A 22,762-nucleotide genomic window follows, 5' to 3' on the forward strand; every position below is an offset into this window, starting at 1 on the left:
CCGCAGGCGGCGGCCGCGTCCCGGCCGCTCGGCCCCGGCCCGTCGCCGGTCCGGCCGCGGAGGGGTGCGAAGGCGCGCCCGGCACCGCCGGAGGCGGCCGCCTCGTCCCCGGGCCCCCCGGAGGGCAGGGCCCACCAGGCCGCCAGGCCGATGATCACCCCGGTCAGCACGGTGGACGGCCCGCCGATGTCCGCGTAAAGGAAGTCGGTCAGCTGCCACACGAACAGCCCGACCGCGATCAGCCCGCAGTCCCGCACCGCCCTGTCGGACCCCACCGCGCACCGCCGCAGCCCGGCGACCAGCAGCGCGGCCCAGCCGCCCGCCAGGGCGAGCAGCCCGACGAGGCCCTGCTCGCCGAGGATGAGGAGGTACATGTTGTGCGGGGACAGCAGCGGCTGCTTGACGAACGCCTGTCCGGCGCCGGCGGTGTCGCTGCCGGAGGACAGCCCGAGCGAGGAGTGGCCGTCCCGGTGCGCGGGGAAGCCCTTGAGGCCCACCCCCACCGCGGGCCGCTCCCGCCACATCGACTCGGCGGCCGCCCACATCGTGTAACGGTCCGTCACCGACTGGTCGGGGGCGCTGGAGACCTGGGTGATCGAGTTCAGCCGCTCCGCGACCATCTCGGAGCCCAGCCCGAGCCCGCCGACCAGCACCACGCCGACGGCGGCCAGCGCCACCAGCACCCGCAGGGCCCGCCGGATCCCGGCCATGGCCATCACCAGCACCGCCGCCCCGAACGTGGCGATCCAGGCGCCCCGGCTGAAGGACAGCACCAGCGGCAGCACCAGCGCCAGCGCGCACGCCCCGGCGGTCCGCCGGACGCGCCGGGGCAGTCCGGGGGCGAGCGCGGCGGCGGTCGCGACGACCAGCCCGTACGCGACGACGGTGGCCATGCCCATCACGTCACCGGGGCCGAAGGTCCCCACGGCGCGCACGTCCTCGCCCTGATACGAGGCCCCGGTGTGGGTGGCGTACTGGACGACCCCGACCGCTCCCTGCACCAGCGCCAGCACCACGAAGCAGCCGGCGGCGAGCCGGAACTCGCGGGCGTCGCCCACCAGCAGCACCACGGCCGCCGGGACCAGGACGAAGACCTGGAGGTAGCGCACGAACCCGGGCAGGGCGGCGTACGGGTCTCCGGCGGTCATCGTGGCCACCGCGAGGCCGACCCCCGGGGCGCCGAGTACGAGCACGCCCAGCGGGGTCAGGGTCCGCACTCGGCCGCGCAGCGCCTGGACGCCGCAGACGAGCGCGAGCAGCAGCGAGGCGGCGTCGGCGGGGCCGACCTTCCCGGAGGCCGTGGCGTCGCCCGCGGGCAGCGGGGCGAGGAGGAACAGGACGGTCGCGGCGAGCGGCAGCAGCGGCCAGTGCCGGCGCAGCGGGCCCGGGTCCGGGGCGAGGACGGAGCCGGAGACGGCGAGGGTCATGCTCAGCTCCCTCCCAGCCGGAAGCGGAAGAAGGAGGCGGCGGTCCGGGCCAGGATCCACAGGTCCTGCCACAGCGACCAGGTGTCGATGTAGTGGTTGTCGAAGCGGGCCCGGTCCTCGATGGAGGTGTCCCCGCGCAGCCCGTTGATCTGGGCGAGGCCGGTGATGCCGACGGGCATCCGGTGGCGGGCCTCGTAGCCGGGGTGGACGGTGCTGAACTTGGCGACGAAGAAGGGCCGTTCGGGGCGGGGCCCGACCAGGCTCATGTCACCGCGCACGACGTTCCACAGCTGCGGCAGCTCGTCCAGCGAGGACTTGCGCAGGAAGGAGCCGACCGGGCTCATCCGGCGGTCGCCGGCCACCGTCCAGCGGGTGGCGGACTCGTGCGCGTCGGCGCGCAGGGTGCGGAACTTCAGCAGGGTGAAGGGCCGTCCGTAGAGGCCGACCCGCTCCTGGCGGAAGATCACCCCGGGGCCGTCGGAGAGCCGCACGGCGAGGGCGCAGGCGCCCATCACGGGCGCGGCGGCGATCAGCGCGAGGGTGGCCAGGCAGGAGTCGATGGCCCGCTTCGCGCACCGCTCCAGCGGCCGGGAGGGGCGGGGCAGCAGCGGCTGTACGGCGTACCCCCACAGCTGGTCGGCGGGCTGCGCGACGCGCATGCCGGTGACCTTGGCGGTCCCGGCGGGGTCGGCGAGCCAGAGCCGGCAGCCGTGGTCGTGGAAGAGCCGGACCAGGGAGGCGGTGCGTTCGTCGGCCTCGGGCGGACAGGTGAAGACGGCGTGCCGGACGGAGTTCTGGATGACGGCGCGCCGGACGTCCTCGTGGGTGGCGAGCACCGGGAGCGGGCCGCCGTCCCCGTCGGCGGGAGCGGCGGTGTCGGCGATCCCGACCGGCCGCAGCCCGTACTCGCGGCGTCCGTGCAGGGCGGCGGCGACGGCGCCGGTGCCCTCGCCGGGGCCGACCACGAGCGCCGAGGCGGGCCGCCGCAGGGCGGCGCGGCGGCGCAGCCGGTGGACGAGGCCGCGTCCCGCGCAGGCCAGTACGGCCTGGAGGCAGACGGCGCCGAGCAGCACGCTCCAGCCGAGGGCGCGTCCGGGCGCGGCGGCGGCGAGTACGGCGGCGGCCCCGCACCACAGCACGGCGGCGCGTGCGGCCAGCGCGGGCAGGTCGAGCAGCGCGGAGGGCGCGAGGCGGGGCCGGTAGAGCCCGGCGTGGGCGTGCAGGGCGGTGAGCAGCGCGGCGGCGGGTAGGGCCGCTCCGGGCGGCAGGGTGCCGGCGGGCAGGGCGGTCGCGGTGACGGCGGCGGCGAGCGCGTCGGCGGCCAGCAGCGCGGCGAGGCCCTCGCGGCGGCGTGCCCGCTGCGGCCGGACGGCGGCGCGGGCCTGGCCGGCACGGGGGCCGCGCGGGGGGTGGATGGCGGTCACGGCACGGCGGGCTTCGGCGGGAGCCGCGGGGGCGAATGCGCTGCCGCCGGCGTGCCCCGTGCCGCCCTGCCCGGTGTGCCGGGCGGGTGCGCTGTCCATCGTCATCGGCTGATGCGCTCCTGGTTCAAGGGCCGGGGCCTGCCCAGCAGTTCGTGGTACAGGCCGGTGACCGCGTCCGTGGTCCGCCGCACGTCGAACTCCGTCCGGGCGTGCTGCTGGGCCTGCTCCCCGAGTTCGGTGAGCAGCCGCGGTTCGGCGAGCAGCCGTCCCAGGGCCTTGGCCAGTGCCGTCGGGTCCTCCGGCGGCACCAGGCAGAGCCGGCCCTGGCCGGACGGCAGGCTCTCCCGGGCGCCGCTGACGTCGGAGACCAGGACCGGGCGGCCGCAGGCCATGGCTTCGAGCGGGGCGAGCGCCATGCCTTCCCACCGCGACGGCAGTACAACGAGATCGGCGGCGTGAAGCCACGGTCGGATGTCGGCGGCGGCGCCCGCGAAGTGGACCGCGGGCGGTGCGGTGCGGCGCAGCCGCTCGGCGTCGGGGCCGTCGCCGACCAGGGCGAGGCGGGCGTCCGGGACGGTGCCCAGGACCTCGGGCCAGGCGCGCAGCAGGATGTCCTGGCCCTTCTGCGGGCAGAGCCGGCCGACGCACACGGCGAGGGGACCCTGACCGGGCAGCGGGAGTGCGGCGCGGGCTTCGGCGCGGCCTCCGTCGCCGCCGGGGGGCGGGCGGAAGCGTTCGAGGTCGACGCCGTTGCGGACCACCGACCAGCGGGCGGTGATCCCTTCGGAGGCGCCCGCCCGGCGTTCGGCCTCGCTGACGCAGAGCACCCGGTCGGCCCAGCGGGCGCCGATCCGCTCCCAGCGCAGGGCGAGGGCGGCGGTGGCGCCGCCGACGGCGTCGAAGGACCAGGCGTGGGGCTGGAACACCGTCGGCACGGAGCCGCGTACGGCCAGCCGCCCGGCGAGCCCCGCCTTGGCGCTGTGGGCGTGCAGCAGGTCGGGGCTCAGGCGCCGGATGAGCCGGGCGGCGGCGAGCACTTCGGCGGGCAGGGCGGGCCCGGGGGACCGTCCGGCGCGCCAGGTGTGCACCTCGGCCCCGGCGTCCCGGGCGCCGTCGGCGAGCGTGCCGCCGCGCGGGCAGCCGACGAGGACGCGCAGTCCCGCGGCGGTCTGCGCCCGTACGAGGTCGGTGACGACGCGGGCGACGCCCCCGTCGACGGGCTGGACGAGGTGGAGGACGGTGAAGGGGGAGCCGGAACCGGCGGGTGACGGGTCGGGCGAGGGGTGTTTCGGCACGTGGAGTGGTCTCCTGCGTTCAGCGGCGTGCGTCTGTCTGAACGAAGAGCACACCGAGGAATTGGCCCTGACTTTCACCCGCGAACCGGAAACTGAGGTTGCGGGCTCCACCGGACAGGGCGGGACTCAGGTCGAACACGTCCGCGTCATATCCGAGATTATTCATATGTTCGGGCTGTCGCACGAACGAGGGACGTCCGAATTCCGTGATCGTGGAATTCATAACATCATTAAAAGGATTTTCTGCATCGCTGACGTCGACCCGGCGGCCGCTGTCGGCGGTCACGGTGAGCGAGTCCCCGAGGGTCCCCCGGTCACCGTCGTACGCCACCACCCCGGCCTTGCCCGAGGCGCCGGGCGCCGCGTCCAGGCCGGCGATCTCCACCGTCTCCCCGGCGGCCTCGCCGGCGCCGGCGGCCAGGGACTCGAAGCCGTCCCAGAGCGAGATCCGGCGCAGCGGCTCCTGCGGGTGCTCGTAGGCGACCACCAGCGTCCAGCCGCCCCAGGCGCCCGCCGCCGAGTGCCCCATGGCGACGTTGAGCTGGGCCACGGTCCACATCCCGGCCCCGCCCTTGCGCACCAGCGGGGTCACGTCGGCCGAGGCCTGGTAGGCGTCGCTGCCGCCGTCGGTGTGGTGCCCGATCACGGTGTCGGCCAGCACCGCCTTGTACGCGCCCCCGGGCTCGGCGACCAGCACCCGCCCGTTGTCCTCCGGCGGCTTCTGCTCCCCCACCCGCAGGTTCCCGCCCCAGTACAGCCGCGCGTACGAGACCTTCGCGCCCTGCGGGACCTTGAGCTCGGCCCGGGTGGAGTTGTAGGTGTCCGGATCCTTGTCGACCTCGTCGTAGAACATCTCGAAGTCGCCGTTGACCCCGGCCGCGCCCTTCTTGACCTCGGCGCACGGCTCGGCCTGCTCGTTCTCCTGCCGGCGGCAGCTGATGGCGGAGTTGGAGGCCCGGACCAGCCCGCCGTGCTGGACGGCCTGGTAACGCTGCGTGAAAGGAACCCGGGGCAATTCACGCACCCCGGCGGGCGCCGCGGCGCCGGCTGCGGGCACGTGTGCGGAAAGCGTGAGGCAGGACAGCAGGCCGAGCGTGCCGAGGATTCTGCGGGAGGAACCCATGACCCTGTCTCCATTTTCGATCAAGGGGTCAAAACAGGAGTGAACTTTGTCAGAAATCAGGCTGGAAATCACGCCGGACTCGCTCGTACGGCCTTTTGGGCGATAGCACGCACCCTTGAAGCGGGCGCGTCGTTATGCGGGTGCACCATTGTTCGAACCGAAAGGAAAATCGGAGATGAAGAAGAGGCTGATGCGCGGCGGCACCTTGGCGGTCGCGGGTGCGGCGCTGCTGATGGGCGGCGCGGGCCTCGCCTCCGCGCACGGCGGTGCCACGGCGGACGGCGTCGCCGCCGGCTCCCCCGGCGTGCTGAGCGGCAACCTGGTCCAGGTTCCCGTCCACGTCCCGGTGAACGTCTGCGGCAACACCGTCAACGTCATCGGGCTGCTGAACCCCGCGTTCGGCAACACGTGTGTGAACGCCTGAACGTCAACCGCACCACCCGAAACGGCGGCATCCGGGTGAAGTCACGCAACCCGAGCCGGGGCGGAGCCGTTGATCCGGGTGCTCCAGTACCGGGCAATCCTGCAAAAAAGGGACGATAATGATCAAGAAGTTCGCGGCCGGCGCAGCGGTTGCAGCCACCACCGTGGGTCTCGGTGCCGCCATGGCCCCGCAGGCGATGGCCATCGGGAACGACAACGGCATCAACACCGTCAACGGCAACAACTCCGCGCAGATCTACGGCAACCAGGCCACCTACGGCAACATGAGCCCGCAGATGGCGCTCATCCAGGGCTCCTTCAACAAGCCCTGCATCGCCCTGCCGGCCAAGGTCAACGCCCAGTCGCTGCTCGCGCTCGTCAACGTCGGCGTCCAGGACATCCCGGTGCTGTCGAGCCCGCAGAACCAGCAGTGCACCGAGAACTCCACCCAGGCCAAGGGCGACGAGGCCCTCTCGCACATCCTGGAGAACATCCCGATCCTCTCCGGCAACGCCTCCGCCGGCAGCTGATCACGCACCACCCCGAGCGAGGCCGTCGCACCCCCGGGTCGCGGCGGCCTCGCCGCATTCCGGGCCCGGCCCATTCCGGCCGGCCGTGAATACAGCGGACGGAATTCACGTACCGGGAGCGGGGCCTCGGGCCGAATTGCCCGAACCCCCGGAAATTCTTCGGTTTCTTTTTCCGGGCCCACTCGTTGATATCTGTGCAGCGGATACACCTCTGCGGGAAGGAACGAAAGAAAAATGAAGTACAAGAAGGCAGTGGTGCTGGCCGCCGGCGCGCTGATGGCCGCCGGTGTCGCCTCCCCCGCCATGGCCGACGCGGGTGCCCACGGAGCCGCCCTGAACTCCCCCGGCGTCCTGTCCGGCAACCTCGTGCAGGTTCCGGTCCACATCCCGGTGAACGTCTGCGGCAACACCGTCAACGTCATCGGGCTGCTGAACCCCGCGTTCGGCAACACCTGCGTCAACAGCTGACGTAGCGCCTCAGCCCGCAAGGGCAGACCTCCTCGGGGTGGCCTCGGAGTGCACGGCGGTGCACTCCGAGGCCACCTTCGATTCAGCACCGGCCCCCGCGCCGGTAGACAGGGAAGGACCCATGCGACAGGTACTGAGCCGACAGGTACTGGGCAAGGGGGTGCTCACCGCTGCGGCCGCCTCCGGCCTGCTGTCCCTCGCGGCCGGCGCGGCGTGCGCCCATTCCGCGGAGGCCTCTCATTCGCCGGGCGTGCTGTCCGGGAACAGCGTCTCGGTACCGATCACGGTCGCACCGAACCTGTGCGGCAACAGCGTGGACGCGGGCGCGGCGCTCAACCCCTCCTTCGGGAACACGTGCGTCAGCAACACCGCCTCCGACGGCGGTTCGCACGCCGCCGGGCACGACCACGAGCGCCACCTGAGCCCCGAGCGGGCCGAGGACCTGCGACGCTACCTCGACGAGCAGCCGGGCGGACGGCACGCCCTGCCCCGCCCGCACCACGAGGACGAGCGCGAGTCCGCGGAGCCCCGCGCGCACGCCCCCCGGCACGCGGCACCCCGCCACGACGCCCCCGCCTCCTGGGACGCGGGCGGCCCGCACGGCGACGGCCCGCACGCGGACGGCCCCGGCGACGGCGGCGAGGAGGAGTGCGACGACCACCCGCCGCGGCACGCGGAGCACCCGGCGCCCCACTCGGCCCCGCCCGCACCGCACCACCCGAAGCCCGGGCCGCAGACGTGGCCCGCCCCGAAGCCGGAACCGCGGCCGCAGCACGGGCCGATGACCGGGCACCCGGCCCCGCTCCCCGCCCCGGCGCCGCAGACCCCGCAGCCCGAGGAGCAGCCCCACACGCTCCCGGCCCCGCAGCCCGAGGAGCGGCCCGGCGCGGAACTCCCCGAGCCCCGGCCGCCGCACGGCAGCCAGCCGGTGCGTCCCGCGCCGGCCCCCGCCCCCGTACCGGAAGCCGTCCGTCCGGCGGACCAGCCCCCCGCGGCCCCGGCCGGCGACTTCCCGGTCCACGTGCCGTCGGCGCCCGCCCCCGCGCCCGCCCCGGCCCACGCGGTCGCGGCCGCCCAGCCGGCTCCCGCGCCCGCCCTCGCGGCCCCGCCGGAACTGGCGGCCACCGGAGCGGGCCAGACCTCGGCCCTGGCGGCCCTCGCCTCGGCCCTGGTCCTCGGCGGCGCCATTCTGTACCGGCGGTCCCGCATCGTCTGACCGGGAATACCGGTAATCAGAAGAAATATCGGCCGGAGAATCCCCGTCGGATTCTCCGGCCGCTGCCGTGCGTCCCGCTCCGGCGTTTCCGTAGCCACCGGTAATCGTTAGCCAGGTCGAAAGCGGCGCGACGGCGCCGCTGGCACCTCTGTCCACGAAAAGAAGAGGATTTCGATAATGAAGCTCTCCAAGGCCGCTGCTGTCGTCGCCGGCTCCGTCGCCGCCCTGGGAGCGGCGGCCCCGGCCTTCGCGGCCGAGGCTCCCGCCGGCCCCCCCATGAGCCTGTCGGCCGGATGGAACACGGCGCTGAGCGCCGTCGAGCCCGTCGTCGCCTCGTCCCCCGAGACTGTGGGCATGGCCCTCGCCGAGCAGGGGGACGCCGTCAACGGGGTCGTCCACACCGCGCAGGGGGTGAACAAGCTCCGCAACAACGCCCCCGCCGAGGTGCTGGGCCTGGCGAACGGGGCGACCAAGGCCTCCCCGCTGCTCGGCGGGGTGAAGCTCAACGGCGGCGCCAACTGAGCGGCCCGGAAACGACTGTGGGCGCCCCCGGCCGTGCCGGGGGCGCCCACAGTCGTGTGGTGCGGATCGCGACGTGCGTCAGTCGTTGACGCAGACGTTGCCGAAAGCCGGGTTCAGCACGCCGATCACGTCGACGGAGTTGCCGCAGACGTTGATCGGGATGTGGAGCGGGACCTGGACCAGGTTGCCCGAGAGGACACCGGGGGAGTTCACGGCCGCACCCTCGGCCAGGGAGTCGGCGGAGGCGGCGCCGGCGGCACCGGCCACAGCGAGACCAGCGGAGGCCAGGGCCACAGCGGCCTTCTTGGCAGCAGCGTTCATGAGGAGTGCACCTTCTCTTCGATGTCCAGCCCCGGTCCGGGGCTCACACGAAGCGAAACGGTCCAGCTTCCCGGACGACACGGCTGCGGGCCGGATCGGAGCAGAACCAGACTCGTTCGGCTCAACCGCCGCAACCGTGTCGCCCGCCGGCCTCCGCTCCCCGCCTAGTTGCGGATGGGGAGGTCGGGAATGTCGGGGATGTCAGGGATCTCGGTGAGGTCGGGGATCGCCGGGGTGGCCGGCGTCGCGGGGGTGGCGGGCGCCGCCGACGGCAGCTTGACCGGCGGGACGGTCACCCCGGCGGGCAGGTCGGGCAGCTTGATCTCGGGGATCTTGGGCAGCTCGATGACCGGCAGCTTCACCCCGGCGGGCAGCAGGCCGCTGAGGGACTTCAGCAGGTCCTGCAGGGTCTTGTTCAGGCTCGTCAGGAGGTCGTCGATCGGCCCGGCCGCGACGCGCCCGGGGGCCGCTCCGACTTCCTCGATCCGCTCGATCTGCTCCTGCACGGCGGACGCCCGCTTCTCCAGGGCGGAGCCGCCGTCGGCGGCGGCTGCGGGGGCCGCCGCCGCGCCGGACAGTATGACGGCGGTGAGGACCGACGGGACGAGGACGCGGAGGCGGGACGGCTTCGTGCGCATGAGGGCTTCCTTCGGTGGTCGCGCGTGAGCGGACGGGAACAATCCGCTTCCTCACCCACCGTGCGTACACCTTCTACGGAGCGCAACACGATCTTGAACGGGCAGGGCCGGACTTGGGGGCTGCGTACGGGCTTCGCGCAGGCGTCCGGAGCGACCTCACCCGCCCTGGGGAAAAGCCGTCCCCGCGCGAGCCGTTTGAGTGAAGCAGCGGAACCAACCCTCCGGGAGCCCAGTTGATCAGGGCGCTCCACAAGCGGGCACTCGTGCGACAAAAGGATCAATGATGCTCAAGAAGATCATGACCGCCACCGCGGTCACCGCCGCCGTCATCGGTGCGGGCGCTGCCGCTGCCGCCCCGGCCATGGCCGTCGGCAACGACAACGGGATCAACACCGTCAACGGCAACGGTGCCCAGCAGATCTACGGCAACCAGAAGACCACGGGCGCCATGAGCCCCCAGCTGAGCCTGGTCCAGGGCACCCTCAACAAGCCCTGCATCGGCCTGCCGGCGAAGGTCAACGCCCAGTCGCTGGTCGCGCTGGTCAACGTCGGTGTCCAGGACATCAACGTCCTGTCCAACCCGCAGAACCAGCAGTGCACCGAGAACTCCACCCAGGCCAAGGGCGACGAGCCGCTCTCCCACATCCTGAGCAACATCCCGGTCCTCTCCGGCAACGGCTCGATCGGCAGCTGATCCCTCCGCTCGACCCTTTCCGGTCAGGGCCCACCGGCGCCCGTGGAGCGAAGTGACGAGGGCCCCGGCGGCGTCCAGCCGCCGGGGCCCTCGTGCGCGTCCGGCCGCCGCCGTCAGCCCGTCCAGAAGTCCCACCACCGGGTCAGGACCAGCATCCCGATCACCCCGGTGTGCAGGGCGGGCGGGGCCCACGCGAAGTCGGTGAACAGGACCCGCAGCGGGCCGGGAGCGGGCAGGTGTCCGGCGCGGACGTTGTGCGCCGTGACCGCCCAGAACATCAGCAGGGTCGCCACCCAGGCCAGGCAGCACCACAGGCACAGGGCGTTGATCTCGTACAGGGACTGGACCATCAGCCAGGCGCAGAAGCCGGTGCCGAAGAGCGTCCCGGCGTTCAGTCCCAGCCAGAACCAGCCGCGGTGGCGGGCGCCGGCCAGGAGTCCGGCGCCGACGCAGACCACGACGGCGTAACAGGCCAGCCCGAGCATCGGGTTGGGGAAGCCGAAGGCCGCGGCCTGCTCGCTCTGCATGACGCTGCCGCAGGACACCACGGGGTTGAGGCTGCAGGCGGGCTTGAAGTCCGGGTCCTCCAGCAGGAGGAACTTGTCGAGGGTGATCACCCAGGAGGCGAGCAGCCCGGCGGCTCCGGTGGCCACCAGCAGCCAGGCCAGCCCCCGGGGGGCGGCCGGTTGGTCTTCGGGGCGGATGCGGGGGCGGCCCTGCTGGCTGGGGACGCCCACTGTGTTCGTTGCCATGGCGCCCATGCTGCCGGGCGGCGCGCCGTGAGGGCCGCGAACCGGGGCCGGGCGTACGGAACTTGACCTGAAGGTGTGGCGGGAACCCTGGTTGCTTCCCGGACGTTTTACCGAATCCCGGACGTGATGTCAGCACGAGGGGCTACGTTGTGCTTCCGCTGAGTGACAAGCTGCGACGGCCTGGAGACCCACCTTGAGCGATCCGTACGAGACAACCGAGGCGCACCTCGAGCGACTCCTGGGCCGCGCCCTCAACTCCTTCGACCTGCCGGACCGGTTGGTCGAGCGCCTCGGCACGGCGCTCGCCCACAGCTCTTCGCTGTACACCACCCACCACAGCCCGTCGGCGGGTCTGTGGCGGGAGACCCACCGGCACACCTACCTGCTGTCGGACGGCGGCGCGGTCTCCCTGTGGGAGCTGTCCTACCGGCTCCGGGAGGACCGGAGCACCCGCTGCGAGGTCTTCACGAGCAAGGACGAACTGGGTCTGGCCGTGGCCCGGCTGTTCGGCGAGGCCCCCTCGGAGGGGCTGCCGCTGCCCGCGCAGGACCGGGGCGGGGAGGAGGGGGCGCAGGGCGATCTGGCGGAGCTGGGCGCGCTGTTGGCGGCCTCGGCGCCCTGCCGGCGCCGGCGCGAGTACACGCCGGAGCAGTCCGCGGACCACGCCCGGCGGGTGCTGCGCCGCGCGGAGAACGCCGACCGCCCCGGGGAGGGGGTGGCGACGCTGCTGCGCTCGGCGTACGCGCACCACATCACCCAGGCGTTCGGCGGCCGGCAGTGCCTGCCCGACGGGCGGGACGCCGGGTTCAGCCTGTACGAGCACGCCTTCGTGCTGCTCGACGGGAGCGAGCTCAGCCTGTGGGAGGTCGAGCACACGGCCACGCCGGACGGGCGGCACATGTGCGAGGTCTACGAGAGCGAGGCCGCCGCGCGCGGGGCGATGGAGCTGCGGGGCCGGGTGCGCTGACCGCGGCGGCGGGCCGCCCGCCCCTGTGACCGCGGCCTGGTCGGTCAGGTCCGGGTCAGCGGGAGGTCCAGCGGCAGGTCCCGGGTGACGCGCACCGTCTCGGGGCGCAGGTCGGCCGGGGACGGCATGACGCTGCCCGGCAGCTGTACGGCGGCCGCGCCGTGGGCGAGGGCGGAGGCGAGGGCGGCGGGGCCGGTGCCCCCGGCGGTGAGGAAGCCGGCCAGGGCGGCGTCGCCGGCCCCGACGTCGCTGCGGACCGCCGGGGCCGGCGCCGTGCCGTGGTACGCGCCCTCGGCGGTGACCAGCAGCTGGCCGTCCCCGCCGAGGGAGGCCAGCACGGCGCCCGCGCCGCGTGACAGCAGCTCCTCGGCGGCCTTGACCGCGTCGCCGAGGGTGGCCAGCGGCCGGTCCACGGCTTCGGCGAGTTCGGCGGCGTTGGGCTTGACGACGTCCGGGCGGGCGGGCAGGGCCGCCGCCAGGGCGGCGCCGGAGGTGTCCAGGGCGACGCGGGCGCCGGCCTCGTGGGCGCGGGAGACGAGTTCGGCGTACCACCGGGGATCGAGGCCGGGCGGCAGGCTGCCGCAGCAGGCGATCCAGTCGGCGCCGGCCGAGCCGCGGACGGTGTCGAGGAGGAGGGCCGACTCCTGGGCGGTGAGCTCCGGACCCGCCGCGTTGATCTTCGTGAGGGTGCCGTCCGGTTCGGCGACCGCGATGTTGGAGCGGGTCAGTCCGGCGATCGAGACGGCGGTGACGTCCACGCCCTCGGCGGCCAGGAGCTCGGCGAGCAGGGTCCCGGCGGGGCCGCCCAGAGGGAGGACCGCGGTGGTGGACGCGCCGGCCGCCGCGAGGGCCCGCGAGACGTTGACCCCCTTGCCGCCCGGGTCGACCCGCTCCCCGGCGGCGCGGAGGACCGTACCGCGGTCCAGCGAGGGGACCTCGTAGGTCCGGTCGAGGGAGGGGTTGGGGGTGACGGTCAGGATCATGCGAGCCCCTGTGGGTTCATGTCCGTTCGGTGCCGGATTCTGTCGCTTCTTCTTCACCCTACGCCGAGAATCGGGGAAAACAAATAAAAACGGACATTCCCCCCTCGATGCGGGGGGAATGTCCGGACCCGGGCGGGCGACGCCGGGGGCTAGCCGTGGGCTTCCGCGACGGCCCCTTCGCGCTCCGCGAGCGGGATCTGCCGGCGCGGCAGCACGAACATCACCGCGAAGATCGCGACGAGCACCGCCACGACCCACCACAGCGCGCCGCGGAAGGCCTCGACGTAGGGCACGCCGAGGATCCGGTCGTCCTCGATCGACCCGAAGAAGACGACGGAGGTCAGGGCGAGGCCGAGCGCGTTGCCCATCTGGCCGGTGGTGTTGATCAGGCCGGAGGCCGATCCGGCGTGCTCGCGCGGCACCTGGGACAGGATGGTGTCGTTCAGCGGGGCGACGATCAGGCCCATGCCGATGCCCATGACGATCAGCGGGGCGGCCATCTGCCAGGAGGTGATCCCCATGCCGTAGCGCTCGGACTCCCAGATGTAGAGGAGCAGGCCCGCGGCCATGACGAGCGCGCCGGCCTGGAGCACCTTGCGGCCGAAGCGGGGGACGAACTTCTCGACGGAGAGCCCGGCGGCGACGGAGACGGCGATGGAGAAGGGGATGCCGGTGCTGCCCGCGCGCAGCGGGCTCCAGCCGAGGCCCATCTGCATGTAGAGCGTCCAGACCAGGAAGAAGATGCCGGTCGCCAGGCCGAAGGCCAGCTGAACCGTGATGCCTCCGGCGAAGCTCTTGATGCGGAAGAGGGAGAGCTCGACGAGCGGGGAGCCGTCCTTCTTGATCTTGTACTTCTCGTAGGCGAGGAAGGCGGCGAAGACGAACGGCGAGGCGGTCATGGCGGCGAAGCCCCACAGCGGCCAGTCGTTCTCCCGGCCCTGGGTGAGGGGGAAGATCAGCAGGACCAGCGCGAGGGTGGCGAGGACGACGCCCACCAGGTCGAGGCGCAGGGCCTTGGGGGCCTTGGACTCGGAGATGAACCTGCGGCCCAGGATCACGGCGGCGATGCCGACGGGCAGGTTGATCAGGAAGATCGTGCGCCATTCGAGGCCGAAGAGGTCCCACTCGGTGAGCAGGGCGCCGAGCAGCGGTCCGGAGACCGCGCCGAGGCCGACGATCGCGCCGAACATGCCGAAGACCTTGCCGCGCTCGTGCGGCGGGAAGGTGACGTGGATGATCGCCAGGACCTGCGGGACCATCATCGCCGCCATGGCGCCCTGGAGGAGGCGGGAGGCGACGAGCATGCCCGGGTCGGGCGCGATGCCGCAGAGCAGCGAGGCGACGGTGAAGCCGGCGACGCCGACGAGGAAGAGCCGCTTGCGGCCGTAGATGTCACCGAGACGGCCGCCGGTGATCAGACCGGCGGCGAAGGCGAGCGCGTAGCCGGCAGTGATCCACTGGATCGCGCTGGTCGAGGCGCCGAAGTTCTGGCGCATGCTGGGTATCGCGATGTTGACGATCGTGACGTCGACCAGGTCCATGAAGGACGCGGTCATCACGATGGCGAGCGCCAGCCAGCGGCGGCGGTCCGCCGGGGCGGCCGGGTCGCCGGCGGTTTCTGGTGCGGGGGTTGCTTCGGCGGGTGCGTTCCGCTCTTCTCGGACGGGCCCGTTCTCTCTTTCGGGCGATGCCGTGGACGTCTCGGTGCTCATGGAGAGAAACCTAGACGGCATGTAGGCCAGGACGTGTCCTATATCCCTGGCAGTCTTGAAGGATGAACGACACTCCCGGCCGGCTGCTCACCCTGCTGTCCCTGCTCCAGACCCCGCGCGAGTGGCCGGGCAGCGAGCTGGCGCAGCGCCTCGGGGTGAGCGCGCGGACCATCCGGCGGGACATCGAGCGGCTGCGGGAGCTGGGATACCCGGTGGAGGCCACGCTCGGCGCGGAGGGCGGGTACCGGCTGGTGGCGGGGGCGGCGATGCCGCCGCTGCTGCTGGACGACGAGGAGGCCGTGGCGATCGCGGTGGGGCTGCGGGCGGGGGCCGGCCATGCCATCGAGGGGGTGGAGGAGGCCTCCGTACGCGCCCTCGCGAAGCTGGAGCAGGTCCTGCCGGCCCGGCTGCGGTTCCGGGTGGGGGCCCTCCAGTCGGCGACGGTCGCGGTCACCCGCGGGGACGGCCCGAGCGTGGACCCCCGGACCCTGACGGTCATGGCCGCGGCGGTGGAGGGGCCGGAGCGGCTGCGGTTCGCGTACCGGGCGCGGGACGGGGTGGGCTCGCGCCGGCTGGTGGAGCCGTACCGGCTGGTCAGCACGGGCAGCCGCTGGTACCTCGTCGCCTTCGACCTGGAGCGGGAGGACTGGCGCACCTTCCGGGTGGACCGGGTCAGCGAGCCCTTCGCGACGGGCGCCCGGTTCACCCCGCGGCAGCTGCCGATGGAGGCGGCGGAGTTCGTACGGCGCGGGCTGCGGGGCGGGGAGACGTACCCGGCGGACGTGTCCTTCGCCGCGCCCCCGCAGGAGCTGCCGGCGTGGCTGCGCGCCTGCGCGGTGGCGGAGGCGGCGGGGTCCCGGGTCCGCTTCGAGAGCGGGGACACGCCGGAGTGGCTGGCGGCCCGGATGGCGCTGTCGGGGCTGGAGTTCACGGTGCGGGAGCCGGCGTTCCTGGCGCAGGCGGCGCGGGCCCTGGGCGCACGGCTGGCCAGGGGCGGCGGCGGGGCGCGGACCGAAGGGGCGGACGCCGGAGGGGCGGACGCCGGAGGGGCGGACGCCGGAGGGGCGGCGGGCGGGGTCTGACGGCGGACGCCAGCGGGCGAGGTTCGGCGGCGGACCGTCGGGGCCTGACGGCGGACCGGCGGCGTCGGGACGGGCGGGAGCCCCGGCACCCGGGGGGGGGTGGGTACCGGGGCTCGTCCGGAGGCGGCTGCGCGGGCCGGTCAGGCCACCGCGTCGAAGCCGGTGTCGCGGGCCATGCGCTTGAGTTCGAGCAGCGCGTGCTTCTCGATCTGGCGGATCCGCTCGCGGGTCAGGCCGTGCTGCTTGCCGACCTCGGTCAGCGTCCGCTCGCGGCCGTCCTCGATGCCGTAGCGCATCTTGATGATGGAGGCCGTGCGCTGGTCCAGCTTGCCGAGGAGGTCTTCCAGCTCCTCGCTGCGCAGCAGCGAGAGCACGGACTGCTCGGGCGAGATCGCCGAGGTGTCCTCGAGCAGGTCGCCGAACTGGGTGTCGCCCTCGTCGTCGACCGACATGTTGAGGCTCACCGGGTCGCGCGCCCAGTCCAGGACGTCGCCCACGCGCTTCTCCGTGGAGTCCAGCTCGGCGGCGATCTCGGCGTGCTCCGGATCCCGGCCGTTCTCCCGGTTGAACTCGCGCTGGATCCGGCGGATCCGGCCGAGCTCCTCCACCAGGTGGACGGGGAGGCGGATCGTGCGGGACTGGTCCGCGATTGACCGGGTGATGGCCTGGCGGATCCACCAGGTGGCGTACGTGGAGAACTTGAAGCCCTTGGCGTAGTCGAACTTCTCGACCGCGCGGACCAGGCCGGCGTTGCCCTCTTGGACGAGGTCGAGGAGGGGCAGGCCGCTGCGCGGGTAGCGGCGCGCGACGGCCACCACGAGGCGGAGGTTGGAACGGATGAAGATCTCCTTGGCGCGCTCGCCTTCGGCGGCCAGGGCTTCCAGCTCCTCGCGGGCGGGGGTCTCCCCCTCACGCTCTATCGCACCGTCGAGGATCTGCCGGGCGTACACGCCCGCCTCGATCATCTGCGAGAGCTCCACTTCCCTGGCGGCGTCGAGCAGCGGGGTGCGCGCGATCTCGTCGAGGTACATGCCGACCAGGTCGCGGTCGACGATCTCCCCGCCCGCAGCGCGGGCGCTGCTCGTGGACTGACGACGGGCGACGGCGCGGGTTGCCATGCGTGCTCCCTTGCGATGCGGTGAATCGGTCGCGGTGCGTCCTCGGACACTCTTCCGAGTGCCCGCTTCCGAAAGGAAACAACGACTGGAATCGGGACAGAATTCCCACGCGGTCTCCCTTTTTCCAGATCTTGCAGTATCCTGCCCCGCCACCCCGGACGCGGTGGGGGCGACGTATCGCAAGGACCCGAAGAGATGCAGGTCAGGCGGGTAGCGGTCGGCACGCAGGCGCTCCCGGACCTGCACGACCCCTACGGCCGTGAGACCGCCCTCACATGCGCCCCTGCCCCGTTCGCCCCGGATCAGCGGCGGTCGCGGTCGCCCTTCCAACCTGAAGACGGGCCCCACCGGTTTCTGGTTGCTCGGACTGGCGAGCGAATCGCCGGATACGCGACAAGTAGGAGGTTTCGCCTCAAACCGGTGCACGCCTCTTCGACGGGGGTCCGGGCGTCCGGCGGGCGTACGTCCGTCCGGGTGATTCCGCGCCCGTCCGGGTGAAGCGGGGGCATATTCCGTCGGCATGCCACGCCCCGGCCGTAGCGTGCCGGGCGTGATCGCACACATCCCGCGGCCGTCCCGCACCGCGCCGACGAGCGCCCGTTCCGAAGCCGACCCCGACCCCGAGCTGGACGAGGCCCTGTGGCGGGCCTGGCAGGCCATCGACCCTCCCGAGACCTTCCGCGTCGAGATCGTGGAGGGGCTGATCGAGATGTGGCGGGTGGGGCGGCCGTTCACGCACGCCCTCACCGCGAACCGGCTGCGGTCCCTGCTGGCCTCCCACCTCGCGGGCGGCCCGTACGCCCCCTACATGGCGATGTACGTGGTCGGCGGCTACCAGGCCTGGGCCCCCGACGTGGTCCTCGCGCCGGAGGACCTCACCGGGCACGCCGCCCGGGGCGAGCTCGGGATCAGGGCGTCGAGCGTGCCGCTGGTCGCCGAGGTCGTGGCGCCGGGACCGCAGGACGTCGCGCGGGACCGGGTGCGCAAGCGCCGCGCGTACGCCCGGGCCGGGATCCCGGTGTACGTGATCGTCGACGACTACGACGGCCACGGCACCGTCAGCGTGCTGACCGGCCCCGTTCCCGACGAGGCGCGGTACGCGTCGGAGGTGCGGGCGCCGTACGGGACCGGCGTGGCCGTCCCCGAGGGCCCGGCCCGGGGCTTCGTGATCGGAGAGCAGGTCACCGGCCCGCTGCGGACCCCTTAGGCGCGTTCAGCCCCCGAACTGGAGGGAGCGCTTGGACAGGCCCATCCAGAATCCGTCCACCGCCGTGTGCTGGGCGGTGAGGTCGGATCCGGCGGCCCCGAGGGTGACGAAGAGCGGGGCGAAGTGCTCCGTGCGCGGGTGGGCCAGGCGCCCCGCCGGGGACTTGGCCTCGAAGTCGAGCAGGGCGTCGACGTCGCGGGCGGCGAGCGCCTCGCGGCCCCAGGCGTCGAACTCGGCCGACCAGGCGGGCACGCCGGGGCCGGTGTGCCGCAGCGCGGCCAGGTTGTGGGTGAAGAAGCCGCTCCCGACGATCAGGACGCCCTCGTCGCGCAGCGGGGCGAGCCTGCGGCCGATGTCCATCAGCCGGGCCGGGTCCAGCGTGGGCATGGAGACCTGGAGGACCGGTACGTCGGCCTCCGGGTACATCTCGACGAGCGGGACGTACGCGCCGTGGTCCAGGCCGCGGTCCGGGACGTCCTGGACCGGGGTGCCGGGCCCCTGGAGCAGGGCGCGGACCGAGGCGGCGAGCCCGGGCGCGCCCGGGGCCCCGTACCGGACCCGGTAGTAGTGCTCCGGGAAGCCCCAGAAGTCGTGGACGAGGGGGACGGTCTCGGTGGCGCCGAGGGCCAGCGGGGCCTCCTCCCAGTGCGCGGAGACCATCAGGACGGCCCGCGGCCGGGGTATCCGGGCGGACCAGGCGGCGAGCTCGCCCGGCCAGAGCGGGTCGTCGGCGAGCGGCGGCGCCCCGTGGCTGAGGTAGAGCGCCGGCATGCGGGGGGTCTCGGTGGTCACGGGAGGCGCTCCTCGGTCGGTCGTCGGTGCGGGGCCGCGCACGCGCTGCGGCTCCCGGCGGACGCGGTGCGGGGCCCCCCGAAAAGACTAACCCCGCTTCGTTCAAATTTGAACGAAGCGGGGTCTTCAGTCATTCCCGCACGGGGCGCCCCGTCAGTGGGCGACCACCGGGATCTTCAGCTCGGCTTCCTCACCGGCGCCCGACCCGGAGGCCACCGGGCCGCCGGAGCCCGGACGGCCGGTGCTGATCAGCGTGAACGCGATGGCCGCGCTGGCCACGAGGATGCCGACGGCCCACCAGATCGCGGACGCGTAGCCCTCGACCATGGCCTGCGCCTGCACCAGCTTCGCCGCCGGGCCGCCCGCCGCGGCCGCGGCCGCATGGTCGGTCAGGTACGCGGTGGTCGCCGAGGCGGCGATGGTGTTCAGCAGGGCGGTGCCGATCGCGCCGCCCACCTGCTGGGAGGTGTTGACCATCGCCGAGGCCACGCCGGCGTCGGCCGGGTTCACCCCGTACGTGGCCAGGGACATCGCCGGCATGAAGGCCGTGCCCATGCCGAGGCCCAGCAGCAGCTGCGCCGGCAGGATCAGCGCCGGGTAGGAGGAGCCGACCTCCAGCTGCGTCAGCATCAGCATGCCGAGGCCGGCGAGCAGGAAGCCCGGGCCCATCAGCAGCCGCGGCGCGACCCGGGTCATCAGCCGGGCGCCGATCTGGGTGGAGCCCGTGATCATGCCGGCGATCATCGGCAGGAAGGCGAAGCCGGTCTTGACGGGCGAGAAGCCCTTCACGACCTGGAGGTAGTAGGTGAGGAAGAGGAACAGGCCGAACATCGAGATGACGGCCAGGCCCAGCGAGAGGTAGACACCGCCGCGGTTGCGCTCCAGCAGCACGCGCAGCGGCAGCAGCGGGGACGCGACCTTGGACTCGACGAACACGAAGGCCGCGAGCAGCGCCGCGGACGCGACGAACATGGCGACGGTGACGGTGTCGGACCAGCCCGCCGACTCGGCGCGCGTGAAGCCGTACACGAGCGCGACCAGGCCCAGGGTCGAGAGGATCACGCCGGGGACGTCGAGGCGCGCGCTGTTGCGGGAGCCGGCCGGCTCGCGGATGACCATCCAGGCACCGGCGGCCGCGACGATCGCGAAGGGGATGTTGACGAAGAAGGTCCAGCGCCAGTTGAGGTACTTGGTCAGGAAGCCGCCGAGGATCAGGCCGACGGCGCCGCCGCCGCCCGCGATCGCACCGTAGATGCCGAAGGCCTTGGCGCGCTCCTTGGCGTCGGTGAAGGTGACCGCGAGCAGGGAGAGCGCGGCCGGGGCGAGCAGCGCGCCGAAGGCGCCCTGCAGGGCGCGGGCGCCCAGCATCATCGCCTCACCGGTCGCGGCGCCGCCCAGGGCGGAGGCCAGGGCGAAGCCGATCAGGCCCGTGACGAAGGCGTTCTTGCGCCCCCACTTGTCGGCGATGCGGCCGCCGAAGAGGAGCAGTCCGCCGAAGGCCAGCGCGTACGCGGTGATGACCCACTGGCGGTTGCCGTCCGAGATGCCCAGATCGGTCTGGGCGGAAGGGAGGGCGATGTTCACGATGGTCGCGTCGAGGACGACCATCAGCTGCGCCAGGGCGATGAAGACCAGGGCCTTCCACCGACTGGGGTCGACGGCAGCCGGCGAGGCGGTCGCGGCTGTTTTTGACATGGGGGTACCCACTTCACTGTGCGGATGAATGAAAATGACTGAAAAAGAAGTGTTTTGAGGCTGTTTGAGGTTATGGGGGTGGAGGGGCGGCCGTCACCTGGTTTTCAGGCCCGGGACGCGCGCCTGAGGTCCTCCAACGTGGCGGCCGTGCCGGGCAGTTCGGAGCGGGCCGGGGCCCGCAGCCCGTCCAGGAAGAGCTGGAGGTGGCGGTGGGCGAACCGGTCCGCGCCCAGGCAGTCGGTCCCCGGCAGGGGGCGGCTGAGCTGGGAGAGCGCGACCATGAGGTCGCCGACGCCGATGTCGGCGCGCAGCAGGCCGGCGCCCTGGCCGGCGGCGACCAGGGTCTCCACCGCCGACTCCAGCGCGTCGCGGGCCGCGTGGAGTTCGGGGTGGTCGTGGTCGAAGCCGTCGGAGAGCATCGGGCACAGGGCGCCGATCCGCTCGTCGGCCGCGGCGTGCGTGAAGCGGCAGAGCGCCGCGAAGGCGTCCGGCTCCTGCGCCAGCGAGTCCTCGGCCAGGGCGGTGACCCGGTCCATCACGTAGAGCACCACGTGGTGGACGAGGGCGGCCCGGTCGGGGAAGTGCCGGTACAGGGTCGCGTTGCCGATGCCGGCCCGGCGGGCGATCTCGTCCAGGGGGGCGTCCGCACCGGCCTCGACGAACATCTCGCGCGCCGCCACCAGGATCCGCTCCCGGTTGCGCACGGCGTCGGCGCGCGGCTTCGGGACCCGGGCGGGGGTGGGGGCGGTGGTCGCGGCGAGGTCCACGGCCGCCGCGGGGGCGGCCGCCGGGGTGCGGGCGGAGCTCTTCATTCCGGGGCCTTCCTGGGGTGCGGCGGTCGTGCGGCGCCCCCGATCCGGGGAGCCGGTCCCCGCTTCGTGGGGACTCTCGTTCAAACGGGGATCGACTCCCCGGTTATTTCACTCGTGCGTGTGAGCCGCACCACACACGCAAGAGGGTTCCTTTGCCCCGGTTGGATCACATTTGGAGGCTTTCGACGGGCGGGCGTGTCGCAATCGTCGGAGGGTGAGCGCACAGAGCAGTCCGGACCCGGCCGGCTGCCGCGGACCGAAGGCGAGCTCCATGACGCAGACCCGCCGCCGGATACGCAGACCCTGTCGCGCCGGCGCGTTCATCGGCCTCACCGCACTGGCCCTGGGCGTCACCGCCACCGCGAGCGGCGGCATATCCCCCCGCGGCCACTCGGCCTCCGGCCCCGTGGCGACGAGCGCCGAATCGGCCCTGGCGCCGTGCCGGATCGCCGGGACCATGGGCGTGCAGATGTCGGAGGGCCTGCCGACGCCTCCGGGGTACTCCCGCTCCACCGGCGAGGTCCGCGCACTGAACCTGATGATCGACTTCCCCGACGCCAAGGGCGAGGGCACCGCCATGGACCGGCTGGCGGAATTCTTCCCCCAGACCTCCGACTGGTTCCGCACCAGCTCCTACGGGCGCCTCACCTACCGGGCCGACTCACCCGTACGGAACTGGCTGCGGATGCCGATGCCCTTCGCCGCGTACGGCATCGAGCGCGGCTCCCCCTACGAGCCCGGCTACCGCCAGCTCGTCGAGCACATCGCGAAGGCCGCCGACCCCGAGGTGGACTTCAGCCGGTACGACCTGGTCAACATCCTCGTCACCCCGAACGCCGGACCCTCCGCGCTGGACACCGTCCTGTCCGTCACCTTCTCCGGCAACGGGGAGGCGCCGATGGCCGACGGGGTGCCGCTCGCGAACACGTCCTTCATCTACAGCCGCCAGGACGACGGTTCGGGCTCCTACCGCGAGACCGGGTACCGGGTCCTCCCCCACGAGAACGGGCACGTCTTCGGACTGCCCGACCTCTACACCTCCGACGGCGGCGGCACCGTAGGGCACTGGGACATCATGAGCGAGGACTGGGGCGCCAACAACGACCTCCTCGGCTGGCACAAGTGGAAGCTCGGCTGGCTCGACGCCGCGCAGGTCAGCTGCGCCGCCAGGCCGGGAGCCAGTGAGCACGTCCTGTCCCCGCTGGCCGTCCGGGGCGGCACGAAGCTGGCCTTCGTGCCCCTCTCGGAGAGCGCCGGCTACGCGATCGAGGTCCGCACCCGCGGCGGCAACGACGAGGCCGTCTGCAAGCCCGGCGTACTCATCTACAAGGTCGACTCGGACGTGGACACCGGGCGCGGCCCGGTCACCGTCTCGGACAGCGCGAGCGGCAGCGGCGGCTGTACGCGGCGGCCCAACGTGCACGCGGAACTGTCGGACGCGCCGTTCCGGCCGGGCGAGACCTTCACCGACGAGCAGGCGGGCATCGGCATCAGCGTGGTGGGCGAGCTGCCGGGCGGCCGCTACCGGGTACGGGTGACCCGGCCCTGACGGGGCGCCCGC

At 73.2% G+C, this 22,762-nt stretch carries 23 protein-coding genes; 10 read left to right on the forward strand and 13 right to left on the reverse strand.

All coding sequences use genetic code 11. The features are described 5' to 3' along the window. The 4 genes from AB0D45_RS06705 to AB0D45_RS06720 form a co-directional block, all read right to left on the reverse strand. A partial coding sequence (locus AB0D45_RS06705; RefSeq protein WP_362455614.1) for an O-antigen ligase family protein occupies positions 1-1,427 on the reverse strand: 1,427 nt, incomplete at its 3' end. Between the two features lie 2 nt (positions 1,428-1,429). Then, positions 1,430-2,950 (reverse strand): exopolysaccharide biosynthesis polyprenyl glycosylphosphotransferase, encoded by a 1,521-nt coding sequence (locus tag AB0D45_RS06710; protein WP_362455805.1) that lies wholly within the window; start codon positions 2,948-2,950, stop codon positions 1,430-1,432. A gap of 2 nt (positions 2,951-2,952) precedes the next feature. Next, positions 2,953-4,146: a glycosyltransferase gene (locus tag AB0D45_RS06715; RefSeq protein WP_362455616.1), complete on the reverse strand. Its 1,194-nt coding sequence runs from the start codon at positions 4,144-4,146 to the stop codon at positions 2,953-2,955. A 19-nt stretch (positions 4,147-4,165) separates the two neighbouring features. After that, positions 4,166-5,341, reverse strand: a complete 1,176-nt coding sequence (locus AB0D45_RS06720; protein WP_362455618.1) for a DUF3344 domain-containing protein — start codon at positions 5,339-5,341, stop codon at positions 4,166-4,168. 118 nt (positions 5,342-5,459) lie between these two features. Here AB0D45_RS06720 and AB0D45_RS06725 point away from each other — a divergent pair, with 118 nt between their 5' ends. From AB0D45_RS06725 to AB0D45_RS06745, 5 genes are all read left to right on the forward strand, one after another. Beyond that, positions 5,460-5,693 (forward strand): chaplin, encoded by a 234-nt coding sequence (locus AB0D45_RS06725; protein WP_361607578.1) that lies wholly within the window; start codon positions 5,460-5,462, stop codon positions 5,691-5,693. Between the two features lie 118 nt (positions 5,694-5,811). After that, positions 5,812-6,222 carry a rodlin gene (locus AB0D45_RS06730; protein ID WP_361607566.1) on the forward strand — a complete coding sequence of 137 codons (411 nt, stop codon included), beginning with the start codon at positions 5,812-5,814 and terminating at the stop codon, positions 6,220-6,222. A 234-nt stretch (positions 6,223-6,456) separates the two neighbouring features. Then, positions 6,457-6,690, forward strand: a complete 234-nt coding sequence (locus AB0D45_RS06735) for a chaplin (RefSeq protein ID WP_361607563.1) — start codon at positions 6,457-6,459, stop codon at positions 6,688-6,690. Positions 6,691-6,811: 121 nt separating this feature from the next. Next, positions 6,812-7,906: a chaplin gene (locus tag AB0D45_RS06740; RefSeq protein WP_362455621.1), complete on the forward strand. Its 1,095-nt coding sequence runs from the start codon at positions 6,812-6,814 to the stop codon at positions 7,904-7,906. Positions 7,907-8,083: 177 nt separating this feature from the next. Then, the gene (locus AB0D45_RS06745) at positions 8,084-8,428 is read left to right on the forward strand and encodes a hypothetical protein (protein ID WP_361607557.1); all 345 of its coding nucleotides are present in this window, start codon (positions 8,084-8,086) and stop codon (positions 8,426-8,428) included. Between the two features lie 78 nt (positions 8,429-8,506). On the opposite strand, the gene AB0D45_RS06750 is transcribed toward AB0D45_RS06745, so the two are convergent. After that, positions 8,507-8,749, reverse strand: coding sequence for a chaplin (locus AB0D45_RS06750; protein WP_361607554.1), 243 nt, complete (start codon positions 8,747-8,749; stop codon positions 8,507-8,509). 164 nt (positions 8,750-8,913) lie between these two features. Beyond that, positions 8,914-9,387 carry a hypothetical protein gene (locus AB0D45_RS06755; protein WP_362455623.1) on the reverse strand — a complete coding sequence of 158 codons (474 nt, stop codon included), beginning with the start codon at positions 9,385-9,387 and terminating at the stop codon, positions 8,914-8,916. Positions 9,388-9,670: 283 nt separating this feature from the next. On the opposite strand from AB0D45_RS06755, the gene AB0D45_RS06760 reads away from it, so the two are divergent. After that, complete coding sequence (locus tag AB0D45_RS06760) at positions 9,671-10,081, forward strand: rodlin (protein ID WP_362455625.1); 411 nt, start codon at positions 9,671-9,673, stop codon at positions 10,079-10,081. Positions 10,082-10,194: 113 nt separating this feature from the next. Here AB0D45_RS06760 and AB0D45_RS06765 read toward each other — a convergent pair whose 3' ends face one another. Further along, the gene (locus AB0D45_RS06765) at positions 10,195-10,833 is read right to left on the reverse strand and encodes a vitamin K epoxide reductase family protein (RefSeq protein ID WP_361606034.1); all 639 of its coding nucleotides are present in this window, start codon (positions 10,831-10,833) and stop codon (positions 10,195-10,197) included. Between the two features lie 193 nt (positions 10,834-11,026). Here AB0D45_RS06765 and AB0D45_RS06770 point away from each other — a divergent pair, with 193 nt between their 5' ends. After that, positions 11,027-11,800 carry a DUF6227 family protein gene (locus AB0D45_RS06770; RefSeq protein ID WP_362455626.1) on the forward strand — a complete coding sequence of 258 codons (774 nt, stop codon included), beginning with the start codon at positions 11,027-11,029 and terminating at the stop codon, positions 11,798-11,800. Positions 11,801-11,844: 44 nt separating this feature from the next. Here AB0D45_RS06770 and pfkB read toward each other — a convergent pair whose 3' ends face one another. Both pfkB and AB0D45_RS06780 read right to left on the reverse strand, forming a co-directional pair. Next, positions 11,845-12,783 carry a 1-phosphofructokinase gene (gene pfkB / locus AB0D45_RS06775; protein WP_362455628.1) on the reverse strand — a complete coding sequence of 313 codons (939 nt, stop codon included), beginning with the start codon at positions 12,781-12,783 and terminating at the stop codon, positions 11,845-11,847. Between the two features lie 149 nt (positions 12,784-12,932). Continuing rightward, the gene (locus AB0D45_RS06780) at positions 12,933-14,495 is read right to left on the reverse strand and encodes an MFS transporter (protein ID WP_362455629.1); all 1,563 of its coding nucleotides are present in this window, start codon (positions 14,493-14,495) and stop codon (positions 12,933-12,935) included. 62 nt (positions 14,496-14,557) lie between these two features. On the opposite strand from AB0D45_RS06780, the gene AB0D45_RS06785 reads away from it, so the two are divergent. Then, positions 14,558-15,577 carry a YafY family protein gene (locus tag AB0D45_RS06785; protein WP_362455631.1) on the forward strand — a complete coding sequence of 340 codons (1,020 nt, stop codon included), beginning with the start codon at positions 14,558-14,560 and terminating at the stop codon, positions 15,575-15,577. A gap of 140 nt (positions 15,578-15,717) precedes the next feature. On the opposite strand, the gene AB0D45_RS06790 is transcribed toward AB0D45_RS06785, so the two are convergent. Further along, entirely contained in the window at positions 15,718-16,695 is a 978-nt protein-coding gene (locus AB0D45_RS06790) for a sigma-70 family RNA polymerase sigma factor (protein ID WP_361606019.1), read from the reverse strand. Between the two features lie 550 nt (positions 16,696-17,245). Between AB0D45_RS06790 and AB0D45_RS06795 the strand changes: the two genes are divergently transcribed. After that, on the forward strand, positions 17,246-17,902 hold the full coding sequence (locus AB0D45_RS06795; RefSeq protein ID WP_362455633.1) for a Uma2 family endonuclease: 657 nt from the start codon (positions 17,246-17,248) through the stop codon (positions 17,900-17,902). A 6-nt stretch (positions 17,903-17,908) separates the two neighbouring features. Here AB0D45_RS06795 and AB0D45_RS06800 read toward each other — a convergent pair whose 3' ends face one another. The 3 genes from AB0D45_RS06800 to AB0D45_RS06810 all read right to left on the reverse strand — a co-directional run bounded on the left by AB0D45_RS06800 (position 17,909) and on the right by AB0D45_RS06810 (position 21,201). Next, positions 17,909-18,673: a class III extradiol ring-cleavage dioxygenase gene (locus AB0D45_RS06800; protein ID WP_362455807.1), complete on the reverse strand. Its 765-nt coding sequence runs from the start codon at positions 18,671-18,673 to the stop codon at positions 17,909-17,911. Positions 18,674-18,847: 174 nt separating this feature from the next. Next, complete coding sequence (locus AB0D45_RS06805) at positions 18,848-20,389, reverse strand: MFS transporter (protein ID WP_362455635.1); 1,542 nt, start codon at positions 20,387-20,389, stop codon at positions 18,848-18,850. Positions 20,390-20,493: 104 nt separating this feature from the next. Next, positions 20,494-21,201 carry a TetR/AcrR family transcriptional regulator gene (locus tag AB0D45_RS06810; protein WP_362455636.1) on the reverse strand — a complete coding sequence of 236 codons (708 nt, stop codon included), beginning with the start codon at positions 21,199-21,201 and terminating at the stop codon, positions 20,494-20,496. A 271-nt stretch (positions 21,202-21,472) separates the two neighbouring features. On the opposite strand from AB0D45_RS06810, the gene AB0D45_RS06815 reads away from it, so the two are divergent. Then, positions 21,473-22,750: a M6 family metalloprotease domain-containing protein gene (locus tag AB0D45_RS06815; RefSeq protein ID WP_362455638.1), complete on the forward strand. Its 1,278-nt coding sequence runs from the start codon at positions 21,473-21,475 to the stop codon at positions 22,748-22,750. The last annotated feature ends 12 nt before the right edge of the window (positions 22,751-22,762 follow it).

This window comes from Streptomyces sp. NPDC048352 (genome assembly GCF_040651895.1).
In the GTDB taxonomy this organism is placed as follows: Bacteria; Actinomycetota; Actinomycetes; order Streptomycetales; family Streptomycetaceae; genus Streptomyces.